Annotated in this window: 18 protein-coding genes; 6 read left to right on the top strand and 12 right to left on the bottom strand. The window is 72.2% G+C overall.

Features of this window, described 5'->3' with window-relative positions:
- Nucleotides 1-37 precede the first annotated feature (37 nt).
- The 8 genes from ACICHK_RS35655 to ACICHK_RS35620 all read right to left on the bottom strand — a co-directional run bounded on the left by ACICHK_RS35655 (nucleotide 38) and on the right by ACICHK_RS35620 (nucleotide 7,670).
- Nucleotides 38-814 carry a GNAT family N-acetyltransferase gene (locus ACICHK_RS35655; protein ID WP_406840151.1) on the bottom strand — a complete coding sequence of 259 codons (777 nt, stop codon included), beginning with the start codon at nucleotides 812-814 and terminating at the stop codon, nucleotides 38-40.
- A 301-nt stretch (nucleotides 815-1,115) separates the two neighbouring features.
- Entirely contained in the window at nucleotides 1,116-2,450 is a 1,335-nt protein-coding gene (locus ACICHK_RS35650) for an MFS transporter (RefSeq protein WP_406840150.1), read from the bottom strand.
- Between the two features lie 298 nt (nucleotides 2,451-2,748).
- Complete coding sequence (locus ACICHK_RS35645; RefSeq protein WP_406840149.1) at nucleotides 2,749-3,699, bottom strand: VOC family protein; 951 nt, start codon at nucleotides 3,697-3,699, stop codon at nucleotides 2,749-2,751.
- Entirely contained in the window at nucleotides 3,696-4,808 is a 1,113-nt protein-coding gene (locus tag ACICHK_RS35640) for a 4-oxalomesaconate tautomerase (RefSeq protein WP_406840148.1), read from the bottom strand. Before ACICHK_RS35640 ends, ACICHK_RS35645 begins: the two co-directional genes overlap by 4 nt.
- Nucleotides 4,809-4,839: 31 nt before the next feature.
- Nucleotides 4,840-5,550 (bottom strand): 4-carboxy-4-hydroxy-2-oxoadipate aldolase/oxaloacetate decarboxylase, encoded by a 711-nt coding sequence (locus ACICHK_RS35635; protein WP_406840147.1) that lies wholly within the window; start codon nucleotides 5,548-5,550, stop codon nucleotides 4,840-4,842.
- Entirely contained in the window at nucleotides 5,547-6,335 is a 789-nt protein-coding gene (locus ACICHK_RS35630) for a PIG-L deacetylase family protein (RefSeq protein ID WP_406840146.1), read from the bottom strand. The genes ACICHK_RS35635 and ACICHK_RS35630 overlap by 4 nt, the downstream gene beginning before the upstream one ends.
- Before the next feature lie 75 nt (nucleotides 6,336-6,410).
- On the bottom strand, nucleotides 6,411-7,061 hold the full coding sequence (locus ACICHK_RS35625) for a GntR family transcriptional regulator (RefSeq protein WP_037615717.1): 651 nt from the start codon (nucleotides 7,059-7,061) through the stop codon (nucleotides 6,411-6,413).
- 54 nt (nucleotides 7,062-7,115) lie between these two features.
- Entirely contained in the window at nucleotides 7,116-7,670 is a 555-nt protein-coding gene (locus ACICHK_RS35620) for an Ldh family oxidoreductase (protein WP_406841405.1), read from the bottom strand.
- Here ACICHK_RS35620 and ACICHK_RS35615 point away from each other — a divergent pair.
- A complete protein-coding gene (locus ACICHK_RS35615; protein WP_406841465.1) occupies nucleotides 7,633-7,854 on the top strand; it encodes a hypothetical protein in 222 nt (73 codons plus the stop codon). The genes ACICHK_RS35620 and ACICHK_RS35615 overlap by 38 nt on opposite strands.
- Before the next feature lie 61 nt (nucleotides 7,855-7,915).
- On the opposite strand, the gene fusA is transcribed toward ACICHK_RS35615, so the two are convergent.
- From fusA to ACICHK_RS35600, 3 genes are all read right to left on the bottom strand, one after another.
- A complete protein-coding gene (gene fusA / locus ACICHK_RS35610; protein ID WP_406840145.1) occupies nucleotides 7,916-10,018 on the bottom strand; it encodes an elongation factor G in 2,103 nt (700 codons plus the stop codon).
- 427 nt (nucleotides 10,019-10,445) lie between these two features.
- On the bottom strand, nucleotides 10,446-11,042 hold the full coding sequence (locus ACICHK_RS35605) for a DUF4232 domain-containing protein (RefSeq protein ID WP_406840144.1): 597 nt from the start codon (nucleotides 11,040-11,042) through the stop codon (nucleotides 10,446-10,448).
- Between the two features lie 192 nt (nucleotides 11,043-11,234).
- The gene (locus ACICHK_RS35600) at nucleotides 11,235-12,689 is read right to left on the bottom strand and encodes a hypothetical protein (RefSeq protein ID WP_406840143.1); all 1,455 of its coding nucleotides are present in this window, start codon (nucleotides 12,687-12,689) and stop codon (nucleotides 11,235-11,237) included.
- On the opposite strand from ACICHK_RS35600, the gene ACICHK_RS35595 reads away from it, so the two are divergent.
- From ACICHK_RS35595 to galE, 3 genes are all read left to right on the top strand, one after another.
- Nucleotides 12,679-13,182: a hypothetical protein gene (locus ACICHK_RS35595; protein WP_406840142.1), complete on the top strand. Its 504-nt coding sequence runs from the start codon at nucleotides 12,679-12,681 to the stop codon at nucleotides 13,180-13,182. The genes ACICHK_RS35600 and ACICHK_RS35595 overlap by 11 nt on opposite strands.
- Before the next feature lie 625 nt (nucleotides 13,183-13,807).
- On the top strand, nucleotides 13,808-14,557 hold the full coding sequence (locus ACICHK_RS35590) for an MBL fold metallo-hydrolase (RefSeq protein ID WP_151473094.1): 750 nt from the start codon (nucleotides 13,808-13,810) through the stop codon (nucleotides 14,555-14,557).
- 358 nt (nucleotides 14,558-14,915) lie between these two features.
- The gene (galE, locus tag ACICHK_RS35585; protein ID WP_406840141.1) at nucleotides 14,916-15,971 is read left to right on the top strand and encodes a UDP-glucose 4-epimerase GalE; all 1,056 of its coding nucleotides are present in this window, start codon (nucleotides 14,916-14,918) and stop codon (nucleotides 15,969-15,971) included.
- A 51-nt stretch (nucleotides 15,972-16,022) separates the two neighbouring features.
- Here galE and ACICHK_RS35580 read toward each other — a convergent pair whose 3' ends face one another.
- The gene (locus ACICHK_RS35580) at nucleotides 16,023-17,852 is read right to left on the bottom strand and encodes a glycoside hydrolase family 15 protein (RefSeq protein ID WP_406841404.1); all 1,830 of its coding nucleotides are present in this window, start codon (nucleotides 17,850-17,852) and stop codon (nucleotides 16,023-16,025) included.
- A gap of 363 nt (nucleotides 17,853-18,215) precedes the next feature.
- Here ACICHK_RS35580 and ACICHK_RS35575 point away from each other — a divergent pair, with 363 nt between their 5' ends.
- Together ACICHK_RS35575 and ACICHK_RS35570 are read left to right on the top strand one after the other, a co-directional pair.
- Nucleotides 18,216-22,676 carry an aminotransferase class I/II-fold pyridoxal phosphate-dependent enzyme gene (locus tag ACICHK_RS35575; RefSeq protein WP_406840140.1) on the top strand — a complete coding sequence of 1,487 codons (4,461 nt, stop codon included), beginning with the start codon at nucleotides 18,216-18,218 and terminating at the stop codon, nucleotides 22,674-22,676.
- A complete protein-coding gene (locus ACICHK_RS35570) occupies nucleotides 22,660-23,403 on the top strand; it encodes a class I SAM-dependent methyltransferase (protein WP_406840139.1) in 744 nt (247 codons plus the stop codon). Before ACICHK_RS35575 ends, ACICHK_RS35570 begins: the two co-directional genes overlap by 17 nt.
- Nucleotides 23,404-23,409 lie beyond the last annotated feature (6 nt).

Raw genomic sequence — 23,409 nt, 5'->3', positions numbered from 1 at the left:
GGCCCGGGGCCGCGGAGCGGCGGCCGCTCCGCGGCCGTCAGCCCCCGTACACGTACGGCGTGGTCGTGGTGAGCGGCTGGAAGCCCAGGCGGGTGAGGATGGGGCGGCTCAGGCTGGAGGCGTCGACCTGGACGTAGCGGTAGCCGCGCTCGGCGGCGACACGGGCGCGGTGGGCGACGAGGGCGCGGTAGATTCCCCGCCCCCGCCACGCCTCGACGGTGCCTCCGCCCCACAGCCCGGCGAACCGGGCCCCCGGCGGGAGTTCCATGCGGGCCGCGCTGACCGGGACGTCGCCGGCGAGGGCCACGACGGCCACGACCGTGTTCGTGTCGCCGGTGAGCTGGGCCAGCAGTTGGTGGCGCAGGCGGGTGCTGTCACCGCCGAAGGCCTGCTCGTGGACCTCGGCGACCAGGGCGACGCCCGCGCGGTCGGTGACCGGCAGCAGCCGTACGCCCTCGGGCGGTTCCACGTCGAGGGCCAGATCGCTCAGCTCGGCGACCATCAGCGTCTCCTCGGGTTCGGCGGTGAAGCCCGCCGCCCGCAGCCGCCGCCCCAGGTCCCGGGGCCGGTCGTGTCCGTACAGCTTCCACTCGAAGCCGCCCCCGAGCCCGGAGAAGAACCGCACCTGTTCGGCGACGGCCGCGTCGGCGCCCGCCTCGTCGAGGTCGGACCAGAGCACCCCGTTCCAGCTCTTGTCGGCGCCGATGTGGCGCACCACCCTGCCGACGCGCTCGACCCGGGCGCCCGGCGTGTCGGGCCGCGCGCCCTCCCGCATGTCCCGGTCGAACAGAGCCAGTACCGCTGCATGATCCATGGGGTCACTCCAGCATCCCGGGACGAACGGGGCAACGGGAATAAGTGTCCGCGAACACCTGTGAAGGTGTCGTGCCGTCCCCTCGTGCGGGCCGCGGCGCCGTCCGCCGCGACCGGTCCCGCGCCCGCTCGCCGAGGCCGCGCGGAAGCCCCGGTACGTCGTCCGGGGGACGCGGCACCCCGCCCCCCTCCGCGTCGCCCCCGCGTCGGCACGACGCCGGCCCCGCTGTCGCCGCGGTGGCCGGCGTTCGTCATCGCCCGCGGTGGCCCGGCCGGTCCGCGGGGACCGGGTGGGCCGCCGTTCAGTGGGCGGCGACCAGCTCCTGCTCCTCGTCGGCCGTTCCCTCGGACCTGCCGCCGCGCAGGGCGGCGATGCCGATGAAGACCATCGAGGACAGGCCGGCGATCGCGAAGGCGGTGAAGCCCCAGTCGCCGTGGTTCGCGGCGAGGAGCTGGCCGCCGAGCCACGGGCCGAAGACGGCGCCGAAGCGGCCCATGCCGGAGGTCCAGCCGACGGCGGTGGCGCGGTCACCGGCGTCGGAACGGATGGAGACCGTCGCGTAGATCATCGTCTGGGCGCTGTTGAGGAAGACACCCGTGAGGAAGACGACCACCATGGTCACGCTCATCGGCATGTGGACGCTGAGCAGGAAGACACCGGCGGCGGTCAGGGCGAACCAGACCGCGGAGATCCGAGGCGCGCCGAAACGGTCGGCGGCCCGGCCGGCCACCAGCATGCCCACGATGCCGCCGAGGTTGAAGACCACCACGAAGTACAGGGCGGAGGCGAGCTCGTAGCCCTCGGCGCGCATCAGGGTGGGCAGCCAGGTGGCGACGCCGTAGACCAGCAGCAGACCGCCGAAGGAGGCCAGCCAGTACAGCAGGGTCTGCGTCCACTCGCCCCCGCGGAAGAGGTTGACCAGCGCGTTCCAGCGGTCCGCCGCGCCCTGACGGCCGGACGACTTGGCGGCGGGCAGCTCGACGTCGTAGCGCTCGGCAAGCTCGCGGGCCTCGTCGCTACGGCCCTTGGCGACCAGGAAGCTCAGCGACTCGGGCAGGTACTTGGCGAGGACCGGGGCGAAGAGCAGCGGGGTCACGCAGACCCAGAACGCGGACTGCCAGCCGACCGGCTCGACGAGCCACTTGGCCACGTAGGCGGAGAGGATGCCGCCGGCGTGGTGGGCGGTCATCAGCAGGCCGATGACGATGGCGCCGCGGCCTCGCGGGGCGTAGTCGGAGACCATGCTGATCGCGGTGGGGAGCAGGCCGCCGAGGCCGACGCCCGCCAGGGTCCGGCCGAGGCCGAAGACCGTGATGCCGTCCGCGAGGGCGCACACGCCGGAGGCCAGCGAGAAGAGGGCCACGCAGGAGACCATCAGCTTCTTGCGGCCTATCCGGTCGGCGACGGTGCCCGCGGTGAGGGCGCCGACCAGCATGCCGAACGTGGCGTAGCTGCCGAGGTCGCCGGCCTGGTCCGGGGTGAGGCCGAAGGTCTTCGTCGCCAGCAGGTGCGGCAGCACCGAGCCGTAGATGAACATGTCGAGACCGTCGAAGAGGACGGCCAGCCAGCACAGACCGACGACCAGGAAGGCCAGTCTGCTGCCGCCGCGAGCGGGCAGGGCGAGGGAGGAGGACATCGTTGTTTCCTCTCGTCCAGGAGGTGGGGGCCCTGGAAGCGGATCGGGGTGCGGGTCGACGCGGCTCGTGCGGCTGACCCGATGGTGCGACAGACGCTAAGGAGTGGACTCCTGAAGTGTCAACGCTTTTGTCAACAATCCAGGAAACAATCAGGCCACCCTCCGCGACCGTCGCACGCGCGGCTGAGAAGCAGGTGAAAAAGCGTGCGGGCGGCACACGGTCGGTGCCGCCCGCACGTACGCACCGGCCGGATCGGGTCGCTCGGCCGTTCGCCCGGAAGGACGCCGCGGAGGGCGGTCAGCCGACGGGCGGCGTGCCGTGGGTGTGGAAGGACTCGATGGTCTTCAGGCCCCAGGCCTGGCCCTTCTTCCGCTCCTCCTCGGTCCAGGTGACCAGCGGCCAGTCGGGGGCCAGGACGAGACGGGTGAGCGGGTTGCACAACTCGATGCGGTTGCCGCCGGGTTCGTAGACGTACAGGAAGAACGTCTGCTGGATGGCGTGCTTGTGCGGTCCCGTCTCGATGAACACGCCGGTGTCGATGGCGAGATCGGCCGCGCGCAGGATGTCCTCGCGGGTGTCCGTGGCGAACGCGATGTGGTGCAGGCGTCCGGCCGAGCCGGTCCAGTCCGAGGTGTAGACGACGTCGTACGACTTGTCGGTGAAGGTCAGCCAGCGCGCCGCGATCCTCCCGGTGTCGAGCCGGATCTGCTCGGTGGGCCGGGCGCCCAGCACGTGCTGCTGGAACTCGGCGTTGGCGACCACGTCGGCGGCGAGGAAGTTGACGTGGTCCAGGCGCCGCACGCCCACGCCGCGGTTGGGTTTGGCCTGCGGCTGGTTCTTCAGGGCCGGCTCCATCCCGTCCGGGGCCCGGTAGTACTCGCTCTCCCAGTACAGGGCGTGCTCGTGGCCGTCCGGGTCGGTGGTGACGTACACCTTGCCGAGCCCCGGTTCGTCCTCGGCCCAGTGGCCGGTGCCGCCCGCCGCCTCGACCGCCTCGATCCGGCGGTGGAGGGCCTCCTCGCTGGAGGTGCGCAGGGCGAGCCGGCCGAGGCCCGGCTGTTCGCGGGCGGTGAGCACGAGGCTGTGGTGCTCGTAGTCGTCGAAGGTCCGCAGGTAGACGGTGCCGTCCTGCTCCCCGTTGACCGTGAGGCCCATGTAGTCGGTGAAGAAGGCGACGCTGGCGTCCAGGTCCGGGGTGAAGAGCTGGGCGTGGCCGATGTGGGCGATGTCGCCGAGGGGCGGGGTCATCGCGGACCTCCTTGGGGTGGTGCGGGTGTCGTTGCCGTGCCGGCGGACCTGGGGAAGACGGTGCCGTCGAAGAGCTTGCGGGCGGTGCGGACGACGGCGGTGCGCCGGGCCACGGGCGCGCCGCCCCCGGGGCCGTGGTCGACGCCCGCTTCGATGTCGAGGAATCCGGTGGGGTGTTCGATGCGCAGCCGGTCGCCCCTCTCGGGCAGGCGCGCCACGGCGTGGCCGACGCCTCCCTCCACGCGCAGCCCGGCGGCGACGCTCGCGGCGCCGAGGACGCCGATGGAGGTGTGGCAGCGCACCGGGATGAAGGTGCGGGTCGTGACGGCTCCGCCGTCGCGGGGCGGGGCGAGCAGGGTCAGTTTGGGCACGGTGGTGTTCTCGACGTCCCCGAGGCCCATCAGCTTGCCCGCCTCCAGACGGATCCCGCGGAGCCGGTCGGCCAGCGCCAGGTCCTCCTCCAGGTCCCCGGGGTCCTCGTACCCGGTGACGCCCAGCGAGGACGCGGCGATCAGCACGGTCGGCATGCCGTTGTCCACGCACGTCACGGGGGTGCCGTCGACGAGGTCCCGGGCACGGCCGGTGGGCAGCAACGGGGCGCTCCCCCGCGGGAACTCGATGACGACGGGCGCCGCGGTCCCGGGCACCCCGGAGATCTCGGCGTCACCGTCGTAGACCACGCGTCCGCCTTCGGTGGGGAAGGTCGCGAGCGCGAGGTCGCCCGAGTTGACCATGCGGATGCGGACCGGCGTACGGCCCTCCCCCGGTTCGACCAGTCCGCGTTCGACGGCGAACGGGCCGACCCCGGCGAGGAGGTTGCCGCAGTTCTGGCGGTCCGACACCTCCGCCTTGTCGACGGAGACCTGGAGGAACAGGTAGTCGACGTCGGCGGCGGGGTCGGCGGAGACCGAGACCACGGCCGCCTTGCTGGTCAGCGGGTGCGCGCCGCCCAGTCCGTCGATCTGGCGCGGGTCGGGGCTGCCCATCACGCGCAGCAACAGGTCGTCGCGTTCGGCGGCGTCGGCGGGCAGGTCGTCGGCGAGGAAGTAGGCGCCCTTGGAGGTGCCGCCGCGCAGGAGCATGCAGCGCACCCCCTCGGACCCCCTCATGACGCGACTCCGTCCCGGACGGGGGTCCCGCTCATGGCGCGGCTCCGTCCCGCACGTAGTCGTCGTACGACGTGTAGGTCACGCCCAGGCGCACCAGGGTCTCGCGCAACCCGTAGCGGTCCAGGCCGAGTTCGCCGTCGAGGAAGGCGGCGCGGGCCAGCGCCTCCTTGCGCTCGCGGGCCGCGGAGGCCTCGGCGACCTCGCGGGCGTCCTCGCGCGGCACGCGCACCACGCCGTCGTCGTCGGCGAGGATCACGTCGCCGGGCCGGACGATCTGGCCGCCGATGGCCACCGGCACGTTCACGGAGCCGCCGGTCGCCTTCACGGTGCCCTGCGGGCTGACGGCCGCGGACCAGGCGGGAAAGCCCATCGCGCGCAGTTCGGCGGTGTCCCGGACGCCGGCGTTGATGACCAGGCCGCGCACGCCGCGCCGGTGGAGCGCGGTGGCGAACAGTTCGCCGAACATGCCGTCGGTGGAGGGCGAGGTGGTGGTGACGACCAGGACGTCGCCCTCGCCGCACTGTTCCACGGCAGCGTGGATCATGAGGTTGTCGCCGGGCCAGGAGAGCACGGTGACCGCGGTGCCCGCGGCCCGGACGCCCTGCTGGATCGGGCGCAGCCCGGTGCCGAGCAGGCCGGTGCGGCCCATCGCCTCGTGCACGGTGGCGGTGCCGTACGCGGCGATCGCCTCGACGTCCTTCGGGTCCGCCTTCGGCGGGCCGGTGACGATCACGCCGCTCATGCCAGCTCCTTCGCGATCTGCGGGTAGGGGCGCATGAACGCCTCGGCCATGGTCCGGTGGGCCAGGCCCAGGTTGGGGCCGGCGTTGCGCTTGAGCTGGACACCGCGGCGCACGGCGAGGTCGGTGTAGTAGTCCCACAGGTGCTGCTGGGCGCCGAGGCATTCCATCGCCTCGCGCTTGGTCTCCCACACCTCGGTGATGTCGAGGAGGACCTCGGGCCTGAAGCCGCTCATCTCGGGCTGGTGGGGCTCGAAGTAGAAGACGGGCGGGGCGCCGATGACCTCGCCCTCACCGGGGTAGCCGATGGCCTGGGCGAGGACCCGGGCCTCCAGCGCCATGCGGTTGGCGGCGGGGTGGTCGCCGTTGTACGGGTCCTCGGTGGGGTGGGTGAGCACGACGTCCGGCTGGGTCTCGCGGTAGACCGCCACCAGGTGGTCGGTGAGCTCGGCGGTGGCGGTCAGCGGGTAGTCGCCGGCGTCGAAGAAGCGGACCGCGGCACCGAGCGCGGCGGCGGCCCTCTCGGCCTCCTCACGGCGTATCGCCTTGATCTCGTCGAGCTTCTTGCCCTCGCGCCAGGCCTTCGCGGACTCGCCGCGCTCACCGAAGGTCAGACACGCGATGGTGACCTTCTCCCCCCGGGAGGCGGCCAGGGCGATGGCTCCCCCCGCCCGCCACACGAAGTCCCCGGCGTGCGCGGTGACGACCAGCGTCGATCGTGGTGGACGTCCCCCGGGCCCGGGCGGGACCGAGGGACCGGGGGCGGCGGGCGCGTAGCCGTGCGTCATTGCAGCAATCTCCTTGGTGGACAGGTGGGCGCCCGCCTCGGCTGTCCGTCGCACCGCGCGTCGTCGCGCGGTGCGTCAGTCGCGCAGCGCTTCGATCACACTGCCGAGGTGGGCGCGGACGGCCGCTTCGGCCGCCTGCGGGTCCCTGGCCCCGATCGCCTCGATCATGGCCAGGTGTTCACTCAGGGACTGCTGCGCACGACCGGGGCGCAGAGCCAACTGGAAGCGATGGCGCACCAGTTGGGCATTGAGCCGTTCGAGGAGTTCCACGGCCGTCCGCTGGCCGGAGAACTCCCTGATCCGGGCGTGCACTTCGTGGTTGAGCTCGGAGTAGGTGACCGGTTCGCCGTCGGCGACCGCCTTGACCATGGCGGCGCCCAGGCCGGCCAGCTCGGCGAGCTGGTCGTCGGTCGCCAAGACGGCCGCCTTGGCGGCACAGAGCCCTTCGAGCGCCATACGGCACTCGGTGATGGCGACCGCTTCCTCCACGGTCACCACCCGGACGCGTGATCCGCGGTTGCGGATCCGTTCGACCAGTCCCTCCGATTCCAGCTCGATCAACGCCGCCCGGGCGCTGGCCCGGGTGACACCGAACTGCTCGGCGAGTTCGTTCTCCACCAGCCGCTGGGCCGGTGCCATCTCTCCGCGCAGAATCGCCTGCCGCAGCTGCACCAACGCGTGCTGCTTGGCCTGCTCGCCGGTGCCTGGACGGGCTTCCTTCTGCATTGCGCCCTCCCTGAGTGAGTGCCTGTCGAACGTAAATCTAGACCAACAAGATTGTCAACAATTTTGTTGGTCATGTTGCCGGGCATCGACAGCACGGCGGCCCGGTGCGGCGCTCTCGGTCAGTTCGCGCCACGCCTCGGCCGCCACCGGCACCCCTCCCCCGAGCGAGGCGCTGCGCTCGCCCGGGTAGAACACACCCGGCGCCCCGTCCGCCGGGGGCAGCGCCTTGAGGGTGGCGAGCGTGGCGTCGACGGCCGCGGTGAAGGCGTCGGCGTCCCCGAAGGCCGCCTGGTCGATGGCGACGACCAGGGCGTTCTGGCGGTGCTCGCGGCCCCCGGGACCGTCGGAGTGGAAGGCGGCGAAGATCGGCGCGCCGACGAGCACGCTGGTCAGCAGCTCGAAGGCGAGCGACATGCCGGACCCCTCGGCGCCGCCCAGCGGCAGCGGCATGACGGCCTTCTCCGGGTCGGTGGTGGGGGTGCCGTCCGCGGTGGCGGCGGCGCCTTCGGGCAGCGGGGCGCCGTTCGCCCTGGCCTGCCGGATCCGGCCCAGGGCGACGGTGGCGGTGGCCATGTCGAGGAGCAGCGGGGCGTGGCTGCGCGCCGGCACGGCGACGGCGAGCGGGCTGGTCGCCACCGCCGCGCCCTTGACCCCCGTCCCCCATCTCTTCAGGAACGTCGGCGACCGTCCGCTGCGCATCCTGTGGGTGTACTCCTCGGGCCATGTGACCCGCACCTTCACCGCGACCGGGAAGACGGTCGAACACCTCTCGGACGAGGACCTGATGGGCTGACGCGAGGACGGCCCCGCCCGTGCGGGGGCGGGGCCGTCGTCAGGAGCGGGACCGCTCGGGGCTACCGGGCGGGCGCCCCCTGGGCGGGAGCCGGGGCGAGGCCGGCGGGACGGGTGGTGAAGGTGCCCCGGCCCTGGGTCCGGCTGCGCAACCGGGTCGCGTAGCCGAAGAGTTCGGCCAGCGGCACGGTGGCGGTGACCACCGACGTGCCCACCCGGGTGAGCGAGTCCGAGACCCGGCCCCGCCGGGCCGCGAGGTCGCCGAGCACCCCGCCCACGGCTTCCTCGGGCACGGTGACGGTGACCTCGGCCACCGGTTCCAGCAGGACCACGGCACTGGCGCGCAGCGCCTCGCGCAGCCCGAACCGGCCGGCCGCGCGGAACGCCGTCTCCGAGGAGTCCTTCACATGGGTCGCCCCGTCGGTCAGGGTGACCCGCAGCCCGGTCACCGGGTGACCGCCGAGGGGGCCCTCGGCGAGCGCGTCCCGGCAGCCCGCCTCCACGGCACGGACGTACTCCTGCGGCACCCGGCCGCCGACGACCGTCGAGCGGAACTCGAAGCCCGTCACCGGTCCCCCGGCGCCGCCGGGGTCGGTCCCCAGCGGCTCCACGTCGAGGACGACATGGGCGAACTGCCCCGCGCCGCCGTCCTGTTTGACGTGCCGGTACACCAGACCCGACACCCCTTCGACCACCGTCTCCCGGTAGGACACCCTCGGCCGCCCGACGGCGACGTCGAGTCCGTGGGCGCGCCGGATCTTCTCCACCGCCACCTCCAGATGCAGTTCTCCCATGCCCGACAGCAGCGTCTGCCCGGTCTCGGGGTCGGTGCGGACGACCAGCGAGGGGTCCTCCTCGGCCAGCCGCGCCAGCGCCGCCACCAGGCGGTCGGTCTCGGTGCTCCTGCGCGCCTCGACCGCCACGGACACCACCGGATCGGCGACGACCGGCGGTTCGAGGAGCAGCGGCGCCGCGGGGGCGCACAGGGTCGCGCCGGCCCGGGCGGCCTTCGGCCCGATCACGGCGACGATGTCACCGGCCACGGCGCGCTCCAGCTCCGCGTGGCGGTCGGCCCGGACCCGCAGGATGCGCGCGATCCGCTCGGTGCGTCCCGTGCCCGCGTCCACCACCGCCTGTCCCTTCTCCACCGTGCCCGCGTAGACCCGCAGGTACGTCATCCGTCCGGTCGCGGTGGCGTTCACCTTGAACACCAGCCCCGCGAACGGCGCTTCGGGGTCCGCGATCCGCTCCTGCTCCGCGCCGTCGTGCGTGCCGCGGACGGCGGGCACGTCGAGCGGCGAGGGCAGGTAGGCCACCATGGCGTCCAGCAGCGGTTCGACACCGCGGTCGCGGTAGGCCGAGCCGCACAGCACCACCACGCCCTCACCGGTACGGGTCAGGTCGCGGAGCGCGGCCGAAAGGGTCCGCGCCGAGAGCGTGGAGCGGTCGCAGAACTCCTCCAGGGCCGCCGGGTGGAGTTCCGCCACCGCCTCCTCGAGGAGCCGGCGCCGGTGCCCTGCTTCCTCCAGCAGGTCCTGCGGCACCGGGATCTCCTCGGCCTGCTCCGCCCCCTCGGCCCACACCAGGGCGCGCATCCGCAGCAGATCGACCACGCCGGTGAAGGCTTCCTCCGTGCCGATGGGCAACTGGACGACCAGGGGCGCCGGATGCAGCCGTTCACGGATCGAGTCGACGGCGGTGTCCAGGTCGGCGCCCGCGCGGTCCATCTTGTTCACGAAGGCGATCCGCGGAACGCCGTGCCGGTCGGCCCGCCGCCACACCGACTCGCTCTGCGGCTCCACGCCCGCCACGGCGTCGAACACCGCGACGGCCCCGTCGAGGACGCGGAGCGAGCGCTCCACCTCGTCGGAGAAGTCGACGTGGCCCGGGGTGTCGAGCAGGTTGATCCGGTGACCGTCCCAGGCGCAGGTGACGGCCGCGGCGAAGATGGTGATGCCGCGGTCGCGTTCCTGCGGGTCGAAGTCGGTGACGGTGGTGCCGTCGTGGACCTCGCCCCGTTTGTGGATGGTGCCGGTGAGGTAGAGGATCCGCTCGGTCACGGTGGTCTTCCCGGCGTCCACATGGGCGAGGATGCCCAGGTTGCGGACGGTGGCGAGCGGGCTGGTGACGGAGCTGGTGAGGTGACGGTGCAGGTCGGTACGCACGGCCGTGGGCCTTTCGGACGATCCGGAAACGGGTCGGCGCGATTCCCGGACGACACGCCTGGGTTCAGGCGGTGGCGGACCTCGGGCGGGCAGGGCGCGGGGCGACCGGGCATGCGGTCGGCGCCCTGCGGGCGGAGGTCAGAAGGTCGTCGCGGGCGTCCGGTTCCGGCCGCGCAGCCGGTACCGGGCCCTCGAGGACACGAGGATCACCTCGTACTGTGACGGGGGGACGACGACAGCGGTGCGGTAACGCACGGCCCGGCTCCCCTCGTTCGTCACGGCACACACGGCACCGGAGTGGTGGTGTGTGATGGTGTGGCGAGTCTAGGGAACCGGGCGCGGGCCGCGCACCGGTTTTTCCCGGGACCCGTCCGGCCCGGCGGGGCGGTGTCCCGGACCGGTGCCCCATGGCACTCGCGTCAGCACCTCATGGCACTCGCGGGTGCGGCGTGTAGCGCGGGAGCGACATGGAGACGGAGTCGCCGCAGGCGTCGATCTCGGCGGCTTTGTGATGCGTCTCCATGACCGGGACGTTCACGCGGTCGCTGTCGGGGTCGTGCGGTGCCGAAACCAGCGCTTCGTTCTCCGTCACGCAGTAGTCGCCGGCGCCTTTCGCGCCGCGGGAGGTGTACCGGAGGTCGACCGTCACTCCCGTGCCCTTGCGCAGGGCGATGGTCCTGGGGTGTCCGTGTCCGACGCCCTCGATGCTGTTCGCCTTCCCGTTGTGGACGCTGAAGCCCGGGTAACCGGCGAACAGGCATGTCTCCGGTGCCTCGTTGGCAACGGTCAGGCGCGCGTCGCGCCGGCCGCCGGTCCTCTCGGGGAGCAGGACCAGTGCCCACGTCAGGGAAGCGGTCCTGCACTCGGCCGGGCTCCTCGCCGGGGAAGGGGCCCCGGACGGACTCACGGAGCCGGCCGTGGAAGTGGCCCTGTGCGGCTGTGCGGTCGTGTGACCGCAGGCCGTCACGGCCAGGGCCGCCGTCAGCACGGCCGATCCGGCGGCAAGTCGGGTGGTCGCTCGCATGGTTCCCCCTGGATGACGGGTTCGTTGGTTCCGTTGGAAGGCCGGACGCCGTGGTCGCGGGCGGCGCCGGGGAGTGCCGTGTGCCGGCCGGACGGCCGCCCCGCCCGGTTCCGTTCGCCCGGCCGGTCGAGCGGCGCACGCGAGCGGAACCGGGTGGGGCGGCCGTCCGGTCCTGCTGGAGCTGCCGGTGTGTCAGGTGCCGGGGTAGACGAGGGTGTTCTCGGTACCGAGCTTCTGGTGGGTGGTGTCGGCGTACAGGGTGGTCTCGCCGTCGGACCAGCGGACGATCAGGTCGTTGCCGGCGTTGTCGGCGGTGTAGTTGCCCGCCGACATGACCTGGTCGTGCTTCCACAGGTCGTTGGGGTCACGCATGCGGGACTCGGCGCCGAGTCCCGCGGCCGAGGTGGCCGTGTAGGTGTCGAGTTCGCCGTCCACCCAGCGTACGAGGACGTCCCAGTTCCCGTTGCCGCTGAAGTTTCCACTGGTCAGCAGCGTCGCGTTCTTCCAGGTGTCGTTCGGTGCCTTGAGGCGGTTCTCGGTTCCGAAGGTGCCGGCGCCGACATAGGTGTAGAGGGTCAGTTCGCCGTCGACCCAGCGGACCAGCAGGTCCGTGGCGTACTTCCCGTTGTGGAACTGCCCGGCCGATATCTGGGTCGCGTTCTTCCAGACGGAGCCGGGGGCCGCCATCTGGACCTCCTTGCTCATGCCGGCGGAGCTGACGTCCGGGTAGAGGGTGACCTCGCCGTCGGACCAGCGCACCATGAGGTCGGACAGATCGGTGCCGGTGAAGTCCCCGCCCGTGATGGTCTCCGCGTGCGTCCAGGTGGAGTTGGGCGCCTTCAGCCGTGTCTCGGGCAGGAATCCGCCCTTGCCGTCACCGGGGTACAGGGTGACCTCGCCGTCGGTCCAGACCACGATCATGTCGCTGCGGTGGTTGCCCGCCCAGTCGCCCGAGGCCAGCAGTTTCGCGTGCTTCCACTGGGCCGCTCCGCCGGGGAGCTTCGCCTGGATGCCCTGGTACGGCGGCAGGTCGGACGGAGGGGCCCGGTCGGCGACGGCGTCGGCGAGGAGGTCGGCGGCGTCGGCCCCGAACGCCGGGGCGTAGCTGATGTAGTCGACGTTCGCGTCATTGCCGCCGCCGTTGTAGCCACCGAGGTTGCCGATGACGTGGCCGGTGCGCGCGTCGTCCTGGTAGTCGGTGATCCACGGACTGCCGGACACACCGCCGTAGTAGCCGCCGCAGGTCATCGACATCTGGCGGAACCCGGGGAGCTGCGTCGTCGGCACGGTGCACTTGATGGCCCGGCCGGCGTCGTTGTGGTCCTTGCCCGGGTAGCCCACGACGGTGACGTCCTTGTGGGCGTAGCCGGACGGCCGGGTGAAGGTCAGTCCGCCCCCCACGGCGTCCTGGAGCCGCTGCCCGCGCTGGTTGGCGGAGACGCGGGCGAACGCGGTGTCCAGATCGGACCAGGGCTTCTTGGTCGAGCTGTGCGGCTTGTCGGGTACGTAGCGGGGGTCGATGAAGACGCGCTGGATGTGGAAGATCCCGTAGGGCTGCTGGTCGGGGCCCGCTCCCTTGGCGAACTTCGGCACGAAGATGTAGTTGTCGCTGTACCTCAGCGCGCAGTGTGCCGCGGTGAGGATCACGTTCCTGGCCGTGGTGTCGATGACGCTGCCGGTGCACGACCAGTTGGTACCGGTCGTACTGCTGGAGCCGAAGAACGTTCCCACGAGGCGGGTCCCGCCGAACATGGTGCCCTTGGGGGTGGCCGCCGCGGCCGCGGCCCTCCGCCTGTCGGTGGAGGGCGCCGACCGGAGGGCGTCCAGCGGCTCGGCGTTCGCCATGCGCTCGGCCGTCCAGTACTCGGCGGCCTCCTGGGCCTCCCGTCCCGCGGCCGGTCCCGCGACCGGGGACGAGACCGCGGACGGGGAGACGGTCGCGGAAGGGCTGCGCGTCGGCGTGGCCGGCCGGCCCTCCTTCGTCGCGGTGGGCGTGGCGGAGCGCGTCGCGGCGGGGGGACGGGGCGCGGGGGAGCCCGACGCCGGGGACGCGTGCGGTGACGGCGAGGCGGCCCATGCGGCCCCGGTGCCGAGCACCGTCGTGCACAGAACGGCCAAGGCCGTCAGGTGTCTTCGATAGGAGAACAATTCCAGTCCTTCTGGTCTCACGGATCGGCGTGCGGAAGAAGGCACGCCGATGTCACGCCACGCGATGGACGCGGTGGACGCGATGGCGGGTTGAACGCGGCGGCACGGGGCGGCCCTTCGGCCGCGATTCCCCTGGCGCTTCGAGGGCGGTACCGGTCGTGGCCGCACGGCGGCACGGCACGGGCGCCGTCCTGTCGCGTTCGTCCGGATCGCCGTGGTGGACGGCGAAACTCACCGAGGAGTCAGGTGAGCGCACTCAGTCGTGGCGGCGGTGCCGAGGCCGGACCGGCCTTCGTGACGGTGGCCATACGGCCGTGGCGCCCGCCCGGGCGTCACGGCGGACAGCGGTCCTCTTCAAGTGTTTTCCCTCCGTAGGCTCGGCCGCCCCGTCGTCCGACGCTGGTCAGGCGTCGACGGAACCGGCCGATCGAAGTACAACTTATGTGATCATTCTTGTGCGGTCCATAGAAATCGATCACATCTGACATGTCGCGCTTCCCGGGAGGCCGGGCGGGGCGGGAAGCGGTGGCCGGGCACCGCCCGGGTCGCGCTCGCGATACGTTTCGCCCTGTCAGGGCCCCCACGGGCACCCGCAGTTATCCGACGTCAGGATGGTCATGCGCGAGGAAACGATCGTCGAGGCAGCCGCCGGAGTCCATCTGGTGCACGGCAGCAACACGAACTGGGTGGTGCTGTCCGAGGGCGACTCCGTCACCCTGATCGACACGGGATATCCCGGCGACCGGGAGCAACTGCTGGCGTCGCTGAAGACCCTCGGGTACGCGCCCGAGGCCGTGACCGCCGTGCTCGTCACCCACGCGCACAGCGACCACCTCGGCTCCGCCGAGTTCCTGAACCGCACCTACGGGATCCCGGTCCGGCTGCACGCCGCCGAGGTGCCGCACGCGCGCCGCGAGTTCCTCCACCAGGTGAGCATCGGACAGGTGATGCGGCAGGCATGGCGCCCCGGCGTACTGCCCTGGGCGGTGCACGCCATCCGCTCCGGCGGCACCACGGACGTGGCCATGACGCAGCCCGAGGCCTTCCCGCACGAGGGCCCGCTCGACCTGCCGGGCCGGCCCGTCCCCGTGCACACCCCCGGCCACACGCACGGCCACTGCGTCTACCACCTGCCGGAGGCCGGAGTGCTCGTCTCCGGCGACGCCCTGGTCAGCGGTCACCCCACGTCACGGATACGGGGGCCGCAACTGCTGCCGAAGATGTTCGACACCGAGCGCGCCGGGGCCCTCGCCTCGCTCGACCGCATCGAGGCCCTCGCCGCCGACGTGCTGCTGCCGGGACACGGTCCCGTGCACCGCGCGCCGGTGCGCGAGGCGGCTCGGCGCGCCCGGGAACTGGCGGGCTGACGACGTCCGGCCGGAGTGCCGCGCCGACGGGCGGCGGGCCGACGGGTGGCGGGCCGGTGCGGCGAGTGGGGGTCCCCCTGCTCGAAGAGCTTGGGGGAGTGCCGCCCCCGCTTGACGCACGGGACGGACGGGGGCAGAGTTGTACGTATACGTCATAAACATACGCCGTTTGTCCGCCGGTCCCGCCCAGGGGTGCCGCGCCATGGCGCACAGCGGGCCGAGTCGCGCGGGACCTTTTCCCGGGACCCCGGACACACGGGTCATCCGCCCCATCCCGGGCACCGGTACCCGGCATGTCGCGCCGGTGCGGCGCTCGCCTCCCGACCACCGCCCGCGCGATCACGAAGGAGCCGGGCCCATGAGTGCCCCCTCGACCATTCTCGTCACGGGCGGCGCAGGATTCATCGGTAGTCACGCCTGTGTCGAACTACTCGACCACGGATACGAGTTGATCGTGGTCGACGACTACTCCAACAGCAGCCCGCAAGTGTTCGCCCGCGTGGAGCGCATCGCCGGGCGTTTCCTCGGCACCGTCTATGAGCTGGACATCCGTGATCGGCGCGCCCTGTCGGCCGTCTTCGACCGTCACTCCGTGGACGCCGTCGTGCACTTCGCCGCGCACAAGGCCGTCGGTACGTCGACGCGGATGCCCATCGACTACTACGACACCAACGTCGGCGGAACGACCGCGCTGCTGAACACCATGCACGAGCACGACGTGCACCAGCTCGTCTTCTCCTCCTCGTGTTCCGTCTACGGCGACGCCGGTCACGGAGCGCTCGACGAGTCCACCCCGGCCCGGCCCACGAATCCGTACGCCGCCTCCAAGCTGATCTGCGAGCAGATCCTCGCCGACGTCTGCCGCCGACGTCCCGAGTACACCGTGCTGTGCCTGCGGTACTTCAACCCGGCGGGCGCCCATCCCAGCGGACTCCTCGGCGAGGACCCCAGCGGTTCCCCGGAGAACCTGCTGCCGAACCTGGCCCAGGTGGCCATCGGACGCCAGGAACGCCTCCGCGTCTTCGGCGACGACTACCCGACGGCGGACGGGACCGCGATCCGCGACTATCTGCACGTCATGGACACCGTCGAGGCCCATCGCGTCGCCCTCGACCACCTCGCGGACGAGCCGGGCATGCACGTGTACAACCTCGGCATAGGCAAGGGCAGTTCGGTCCTCGACGTGGTCACCGCCTTCTCCGAGGCGTGCGGCAGGCCCGTGCCGTACGAGATGGTGCGGCGCCGTCCGGGCGACGTCGCCGAACTCGTGGCGGACGCCTCCGCGGTCGCACGCGCCTGGGGCTGGCACCCTTCGCGGGACCTCGCCGACATGTGCCGGGACGCGTGGCGGTTCCAGCAGCTCAACCCGAACGGCTACGCCGGGTCCGCCCGGCGCCCGTCCGACAAGGGCTGACTCCCGCGTACGAGGGCCGGCTCCCGCCTGCCGGGCCCTCACCACGACCGCCTACGCCACAGACTCCGGCTCCGACTCCGACTCCGACTCCGACTCCGACAGCAGGAACGCGGTCTCCACCAGCGCGATGTGACTGAACGCCTGTGGCGCGTTGCCCAGTTGACGCCCGGCGTCGGGATCCCACTGCTCCGAGAGCAGGCCGAGGTCGTTGCGGATCTCCAGCACCCGCTCGAACGCCTCCACGGCCTCCTCCCGGTGTCCGGTCGTGGCGAGCGCGTCGGCGTACCAGAGGGAACACGCCACGAACGCGCCCTCGCCGCCGCGCATGCCGTCCACACCGTGCACGCCTCGGCCGTTCGACGCGTACCGCCGCACGAACCCGCCGTGGGTCAGCTCCCGCATCGCCCGCACGGTGCCGCCCACCCTCTCGTCCCCGGGGGGCAGGAAACCCAGCCGGGGGATCAGCAGCGCCGAGGCGTCCAGCGCCGGCGAACCGTAGGACTGGACGAAGGACCCCCGCCCGGCGTCCCAGCCCTCCCGGCACACCTCCCGGTGCACCTCGTCCCGCACGGCCCGCCAGGCGTCCGAGGACCCGTTCCTGCCGAGCAGCTCGCCCATCCGCAGCGCGCGGTCCGCCGCCACCCAGGTCATCACCTTGGAGTGGACGAACTGCCGTGCCGGCCCGCGCACCTGCCACAGGCCCTGGTCCGGCTCACGCCAGTGGCGTCCGAGGTGGCCCATCATGGCCTCCACCAGCCTCCACAGGTGCCCCGGCATGGGGATGCCCGCCCGCAGCGACAGCAGGAGCGCGTCGAGCACCTCGCCGTACACGTCGAGCTGGAGCTGGCTCATCGCGGAGTTCCCGAAACGAACCGGACGGGAGCCCTCGTAGCCGGGCAGCCACGGTGCCTCCGTCTCGGGGAGCAGCCGCTGTCCGGCGACGCCGTACACGGTCTGGAGGTCGGCGGGCTCCCCCGCGACGGCCCGTACCAGCCAGCCCAGCCACGCCGTCGCCTCGTCGCGGTAGCCGCCGCGCAGCAGGCAGGACAGCGTCAGCGCGGAATCACGCAGCCAGCAGAAGCGGTGGTCCCAGTTGCGTTCACCGCCGATGCAGCCGGGCAGCGAGGTGGTCGGAGCCGCGACGATGCCGCCGGTGGGCGCGTAGGTGAGCGCCTTGAGGGTGATCAGGGAGCGCACCACGGCGTCGCGCCAGGGCCCCTCGTACCGGCACTGGGCCGTCCAGCGCCGCCAGAAGTCGCCGGTCTCCTTGAGCACCGTCTCCGCCGGAACGGACAACGGGGCGGGCGGCTCGGGCACGTACGAGGGCGCCCACACGAACGTCAGCGTCGTCCGGCGGCCGGCCCGCACGGTGAAGTCGTGGACGACGGAGTTCCCTCCACCGGGTTCCGCCGCCAGCCCCTCGGTGTTCAGCCAGACGGCGTCCGGCCCGGCGACCGCGACCGTGCAGGCCTCACCGGCCTGGACCCACGGCACCACCCTGCCCTGGTGGAAGCGCAGCCGTAGTTCGCTGCGCATGGGCACGGAACCCCACAGGCCCTCCACCACCCTTACGATGCAGGGCAGTTGGCTGCGCGGCGGCATGAGGTCGATGACCCGGACGCCGCCCGTGGCCGTCTCCCAGCGGGACTCCAGGACGAGGGTGTCCGGCCGGTACGCCCGGCTCGTGCAGTGGGCGGGCACCGCCCGGGAGACCGGGGCGATCCGCCAGAACCCGTTGTCCGGCGTGCCCAGCATCGCGGCCAGACAGGCCGGTGAGTCGAACCGGGGCAGACAGAGCCAGTCGATGGAACCGTCCCTGCCGACCATGGCAGCGGTTTCCAGATCGCTGATGAGGGCGTAGTCCTCGATGGGTGCGTTCATGATCGAAGCCACGCCGCCGTGTTCCTTGCCGCCTTTTCAGGATACGGCCGCGGAATCGGAATCCGCATCCTGACCAGGAAGTTCGAAGACCCCGCCGCCTGCTCGAAGGCGGCGGCACCATCTGGTCCGCGGGGAGCCGGAACGTCCGTGGCCCCCAACTCGCCGCGCCACGGGGGCCGGACGGGGCGCACGGCCTCGCGTGTGCCCGGCCCCGGGGGACGGACGACGGCCGGTGCGAGATCGCTGGAGATGCACCGTCCACACCCCGGGCCTACGATCAACAATGCCCCGGAACCCGGCGAACGGTCCTGTGCCGTCCGACGTAACGGCCCTGTGCCGTCCGACGTAGGGAGGCGGTTCGGCTTGCTGCGGGCACTTCGCCCCAGAGGCGTCCTGCCGCGGCCACGGCGCCTCGGCGTGTACGCCTTCCTGGTCGCGGCCACCACCGTCGTCTACATGGCCGTCGCCCCGACCCGGACCCCCCTGTGGGCCGTGATCGGACTCGGCGGCGTCGCGGCGATGCTCACGGGCATCCTGATCAACCGCCCGGCCCACCGCTGGCCGTGGCTCCTGCTGGCCTCGGGGCTGCTGGCGTTCGCCGCGGGAGACACCTCGTACAACGTGATGGAGTCGTACTTCGACTTCAACAACCCCTTCCCCTCCCCCGCGGACGCCTGCTACCTCGCCACGTACCCGCTGTTCGCCGCCGGCCTCTACGGCCTCGTCCACTACCGATGGCCGGGCCACGACCTGCCGAGCCTGCTCGACGCGCTGATCTTCGCCCTGGGCCTGGCCCTGCCGGTCTGGGTCTTCCTCGTGCAGCCGCTCTCCCACGCGCCGGACATGACGTGGCAGCAGCGCGCCATCAGCATCGCCTACCCGCTCGGCGACGTCCTCGTCCTCGCGATGCTGGCCCGCCTGCTGGTGTCGAGCCCCGGCTCCGGCCGCAACCCCTCCCTGCAGCTCCTCGTGCTGGGAACCGCGACGCTGCTCACCTTCGACATCGCGTACGGGATCCTCCAGCTGAACGACCTGTGGCAGACCGGGACCCTGCTCGACTCCGGCTGGATCGTGTTCTACACGGCCTGGGGGCTCGCCGGACTGCACCCCTCCATGGTGGAACTGACCCGGCCCGTGGTGCGGCGGGAGTCCCTGCGCCCCACCCGCCGCCGCCTGCTCTCCCTCGCCGCGGCCACCCTGGTGGCACCCGCGATCCTGTTCTACGAGGGGCAGCGCGGGAACACCCAGGACGCCGCCGTGATCGCGGTCTTCTCCGCGGCGCTCTTCCTGCTGGTGCTCCTGCGGCTCTCCGGGATGGTGGTGGCCCACCGCAACGCCGTGGCGCGCGAGCTGGCACTGCGCACGGCGGCCACGTCCCTCGTCGCGGCCATCCGGCCGCAGGACGTGGAGCGGACGTGCGACACCACGGTCAGCACGCTGTTCGGGCCCAAGATCGAGCACCGCAGTCTCGTCCTGCCCGCCGAGTACGCGAACGGGCTCGCGACACGCCGCTCGCACATGGTGTCCACCACGGACCTCGGGACGGACATCGCGGACCGGCTCGGCCGTCTGCCGTCCACCCTGGTGTGCCCCATGATCCCGCCCGACGAACCGACCGGACAGCTTCCGGGCGTGCTGATGGCGGCGGGGCCCGAGCAGCAGCTCCGGGAGGCCCAGAGCACGCTGGAGATCCTGGCCTCGCACGCCGGCCTGGCCGTGGAACGCATCGCGCTGCGCCAGGAGATCATCCGCAAGGAGAGCGAGGCGTACTTCCGTACGCTGGTGCGCAACGCCTCGGACGTCATCCTCATCGTCGAGGACGACAACACCGTCCGCTACGCGAGCCCGTCCGCGCGGGCCGTCTTCGGCCGGGCGGAGCTGACCGGGGCGCCGCTGCCCGACCTGGTGGACTCCAGCGACCGGACGCGGGTGGTCAGGGGACTCGCCGCCCTGCGCAAGGGCGGGGCCCCCGAGAACCACGACCACTGGTGGGTGCTGCGCGACGGCAACCGCATCGAGGTCGAGGTGCGCTGCAGCGACCTGCGCCGGGACCCCACGGTGGCCGGTCTGGTCATCACCCTGCGGGACGTGACCGAGCAACGGCGTCTGGAGCACGAGCTGACGGAACGGGCGTTCCACGATCCGCTGACCGGTCTGCCCAACCGGACCCTGCTCCTGGAGCGCATCGAGCGCGCCCTGCTGCGCAGTCGCCGGGGGTCGACGCTCACCTGTCTGCTCTTCATCGACCTCGACGACTTCAAGATGGTCAACGACACGATGGGGCACTCCACGGGCGACCACCTGCTGACCGCCGTCGGCGAACGGCTGTCGGGAGCCCTGCGCCGCACGGACACCGCGGCCCGTCTCGGGGGCGACGAGTTCGCGGTGCTGATGGAGGACGCGAAGAAGCCGCTGGACGCCGAGCTCCTGGCGGCACAGGTGATCCAGGCGCTGAGCAGACCGTTCAGCCTCCGGGAAGGCTCGGTGAGCGTGTCGGCGAGCGTCGGCGTGGCCACCGCCAGGGACAGCACGGACGCCGAGGAACTCCTCGGCCACGCGGACCTCGCCCTCTACGCGGCCAAGGCGGCGGGCAAGCGGCAGTGGCGCAGGTTCCTGCCGCGGCTGCGGGTGCGGATGGTGGAACGGCACGATCTGCAGGCACGTCTCGACGGCGCGGTGGCCCGGTCCGAGTTCGCCCTGCGCTACCAGCCCGTCGTCGACATCGGCGCGGGCGAGGTCGTCGGCTTCGAGGCCCTGGCCCGCTGGCCGCACCCGCAGCACGAGCCGGTCCCGCCGGACCAGTTCATCGCCCTCGCCGAGGAGACGGGGCACATCACGCCGCTGGGCGCGTGGGTGCTGTCGAACGCCGCCGCCGACATCGCCGGACTCCAGCGGGCGGCCGATGGGGCGGACCCGCCGTACGTCAGCGTGAACGTCTCCCCCCGCCAGTTCCACGACAGCGGGTTCCTGGGCGAGGTGCGCAGGGCGCTGGAGACGCCGGGGCTCGCTCCGGGGTCGCTGCAGCTGGAGCTCACCGAGACGGTGCTGATGCGCCGGGACGCGCGGATCCAGGCCGTGCTGTACTCGCTCAAGGACCTCGGGGTGCACATAGCCGTCGACGACTTCGGCAGCGGTTATTCGTCGCTGCGGTACCTGCGGGACTTCCCCGTCGACGTACTGAAGATCGACAAGACGTTCATCGACGACATCGCGCTGGACACCCGGCAGGTCGCGCTGGTCGAGGGAATCGTCGGCCTCGCCGACACCCTGGGCATCCAGGTGATCGCGGAGGGGATCGAGGACCCTATCCAACGGGACCTCCTGGCCGGCATGGGATGCCGGTTCGGACAGGGGTTCCTCTTCGCCCGGCCGATGACGGTGCAGCAGAGCGAGGTCCTGCTGCGGCAGCGCGACGGGGCCCGCGTCCCGGCGCTGTCCGCCGTCGCGGCGGCGGAAACGAGGTACGGCATGGAACAGACGGACCAGGCTTCCGCCGACCCGCACAAGGACCGGCCCGGCTCGCCGGAGGCGGCGGGGACGACCGGCGGCACGCACGGCGACGGCCCGGGGCCCGAAAGCGTACGGCGCTCCCGGCGCTGGCGTGACCTGGAGCACCTGCGGCAGACCAACCCCATGAGCGACGCCGTGCTGGACGAGGTGCTCGGCCGGCACATCCGCAGCGGCGACCACTGGATGATCGACTTCGCCTCGTGCAACTACCTCGGCTTCGACTGCGATCCGGAGATCATCCAGGCGATCGAGCCGGCCGTGCGCCAATGGGGCACGCACCCCAGCTGGTCCCGGCTGATCGGCAGTCCCCGCCTGTACCCCGACATCGAGGAGCGGCTCGCCGACCTGCTCGGCGCGCCGGACACGCTGCTGCTCCCCACGGCGACCCTGATCCACGCCTCGGTGATCCCCGTGCTGGCGGGCCAGGGCCACGTCTTCGTCGAGGCCACGGCGCACCGGACCGTGTTCGACGGGTGCGTGGGAGCCCGCGGGCAGGGCGCGACACTGCGCCGGTTCCACGCCGAACGCCCCGACGAACTGGCCGCCATGCTGGACGCGGCGCCCGCCGACCTGCCCCGGCTCGTCTGTCTGGACGGCGTGAACAGCATGAGCGGGAACGTCCCCGACGTGCCGGGGCTGGCCGAGGTGTGCAGACCGCGGAACGCCCTGATGTACATCGACGACGCGCACGGCTTCGGCGTCATCGGGGAGCGCGGCCCGCACGAGTCGTGCCCGTACGGGGACCGGGGCAACAGCGTCGTGCGGCACACGGGAGAGTCGTACGAGGGGATCGTGCTCGTCGGCGGGTTCTCCAAGGCGTACTCGTCGCTGCTGGCCTTCCTCGCGCTGCCCCCTTCGCTCAAGGGGCGGCTCAAGACCGCCGCGGCGCCCTACCTCTACTCGGGGCCCTCGCCGACCGCCTCCCTCGCCACGGCGCTGGCCGGCCTCGACGCCAACGACCGCCGCGGGGACGCCATCCGGGCCGATCTGTACCGCAAGACCGTGGCCGTGCTCGACCACCTGGAGGAACTCGGGGCGGGCACGCTCAACACGGACCGCCTGCCGATCATCGAGATCCCCCTGGCCGACGCCGACGACCTGGACGCGGTCGGCGAGTTCCTGTGGGACAACGGCATCTACGTGACCCTGGCGGCCTACCCCCTCGTACCGCGCGACCGGGTCGGTTTCCGGGTCCAGCTGACCGCGCTCAACTCCGACGAGGACATCGAACGGCTCAACGACACACTCACCCGGCTCGCCGAGCGCTATCCGCTGCGGCCGAGGGAGGGACTCCGTGATGGCGGTTCTCAATGACGACGTGAACTGGGACAGCTGGCCGGTCGAGGACTACCTGGCGGAGAACTACCGCGAACTGCACCCCTCGGACGCGGCGGTCATCACCCACCACTGCGCGTTCTACCGCGGATTCGCGCCGGGCGCCGTCGCCCGGTCCGTGGAGATCGGGGCGGGCCCCAATCTCTATCCGCTGATCCTCGCGTCCGCCGCGAGCCGCCACATCGACGCCGTGGAGGCGGGCGCCTCCAACGCCGCTTACCTGGAGCGGCAGCTGAACGGGACGCCGGACCGGAGCTGGCTGCCCTTCCACGCCCTGTGCCGGGACCTCAACCCGGACGTACCCGAGACCCTGGAGGGGTCGCTGTCCGCGGTGCGTCTCGTGCACGGCGACCTGAGGTCCGTCGAACCGGGGAGGTACGGCCTGGCCTCCATGCACTTCGTGGCCGAGGGCGCCACCGAGGACTTCGAGGAGTTCAAGGAGTTCTGCCGGTGGTTCGTCCGGTGCGCGGCCCCGGGCGGACATCTGGTCGCCGCCTTCATGGAGAACATGCCGACCTACCGGATCGGCGCCGAGTCCCGCTGGCCCGGCTGCCCGGTGGACACGGACGCGATCACCGAGGTGTTCACCCCGCTCACCGACCGGCTCACGGTCGGCCGCATCCCCTCGGACCCGACGCTGCCGGACTACGGGGACTCCGGAATGGTCCTGCTCACCGGGGTGGCGGCGGCCCGTCCCCCGGTGTGAGGGACG

The sequence above is a fragment of the Streptomyces sp. AHU1 genome (assembly GCF_045343905.1).
GTDB classification, from domain to species: Bacteria; Actinomycetota; Actinomycetes; order Streptomycetales; family Streptomycetaceae; genus Streptomyces; species Streptomyces triticiradicis.
This window is presented reverse-complemented; position numbering and strand designations above follow the sequence as displayed.